Source organism: Microbacterium sp. B19, from assembly GCF_000333395.1.
GTDB lineage: Bacteria > Actinomycetota > Actinomycetes > Actinomycetales > Microbacteriaceae > Microbacterium.
The window spans coordinates 1-962 of record NZ_BADA01000555.1; the positions used below are offsets into that span (position 1 = coordinate 1).

Consider the following 962-nt stretch of genomic DNA (forward strand, 5'->3'; position numbering starts at 1 on the left):
GACATGTCCCATGCACCACGGGCAGAGGGTCCCGAGCACGCAAGATGCTCTGGGAGATGAGCCAGATGACGAAGGTCATCGCCCCGGCGATCCCGAGCCAGAACAGGATCCAGAACCAGCGCGCGAAGCGGGCGCCGGCAAGGATCGCGAACCCGACGACGATCGGCGCGATCCACGCGGCGAGGCCGATGATCGGGTTCGGGAAGCCGAAGACGCTGCCCTGCCACGACTTCAGGTTCGCGGTGCACTGCACCAGCACGCTGAAGTCACAGGATGCCGCTGCCCCGCCGTCCATCAGCTGGTGGAAGCGTTCCATCGTCAGCGAGAACGCGGCCCACCAGCCGACCGCCCCCGCGATGATCAACCACACCGCGAGCACTCGGGGCTGACGCGGGGTGACGGTTTCACTCATGCTCGCGATTCTTGCACTGCCGCCCGATGTGCTGCGTGTGGGATGCCTCGCCGTCGAGAAGCCCGCGCAGGCACAGACGCAGGCTCATAAACGCTCCGGCTCACCGGAAACGCCGCGTCCGGGCGTTTCCGGCGAGCCCGGGCGTTTATGCGCGGTACACGTGGCTCGGCGAAGTGAGCGAATCCGGCCGACCGTGCGATAATGGAGCTTCGATGAGCCGCGGCCGCGCCGCAGGCGAATCACCAGAAGACTTCGGGCGATGACCGCCCTTCGCAGCACGAGCCGCAGGCCTGCTGCAGACCGAGTGAGTTCGCGGCCCCGCCGGGTGCGGCGCCGCACGAGATTTCGCCGGGCGACGCGCGGTGTCGCCCGCCAGGGAGTACGCCCGATATGGCCGACGCAACAGAAGATCAGACCCCCGAAGAGACCCTCGCGACCGACGCCCCCGAGTCGGCGCAGGACGAGAGCCCGGCGACCGACACCCCGTCGGTCGACGCCGATCCCGACGACGAAGCCGCGGTGGACGACGCCGAGGCCGCCGCAGCGACCG

1 protein-coding gene is annotated in these 962 nt (G+C 68.9%); it reads right to left on the reverse strand.

Features of this window, described 5'->3' with window-relative positions:
• On the reverse strand, positions 1–412 hold a 412-nt coding region (locus tag I5G_RS23635; protein WP_239642575.1), incomplete at its 3' end, for a vitamin K epoxide reductase family protein.
• Positions 413–962: the final 550 nt, after the last annotated feature.